Annotated in this window: 1 protein-coding gene; it reads left to right on the top strand. The window is 62.1% G+C overall.

Annotation, left to right across the window (positions count from 1 at the left end):
- Nucleotides 1–35 precede the first annotated feature (35 nt).
- Nucleotides 36–462 (top strand): autotransporter (locus tag ACWTU8_RS32590; RefSeq protein ID WP_455851347.1); only part of this gene is annotated, 427 nt, incomplete at its 3' end.

The following is a 462-nucleotide window of genomic DNA, read 5'->3' on the forward strand; positions in this document are numbered from 1 at the left end:
TATGCTCCCTGAGCATCTCAGTCAGGAGCTGTGGCATGCCTCTATCCGCCGACTCCCCTCTCTACCCCGCCATCAAGGATATCGTCAACGCGGCGGCTGGCGCCAATCCCTTCGATGCGGTCAAGGCCGTCTTGAGGGATTATACCAACCGCTTCCATGCGCTCGGCGGACTGGTTCACGAGGAGGATGACGACGAGCTCTTGCTGCATGCCAGCCCGGAGCTGACGATCTACCACATCACGCTTTCGCCCGGGGTGCAGTATCCGCCGCATAACCATCTGATGGACGCCCTGATCGGCATCTATTGGGGCGGCGAGACCAATTTCATCTACCCACTCGCCGGCGAGAGGGTCGACGAGCCGGAGCGGCAGGATTTTTCAGCGCCCGCGCTGGTGCACATGTCTGCCAACACCATCCACTCGGTCGCCAATACCGGCAGTGCCCGCTCCGGCGCCCTGCATG

It is taken from the genome of Mesorhizobium sp. BHbdii, from assembly GCF_053848045.1.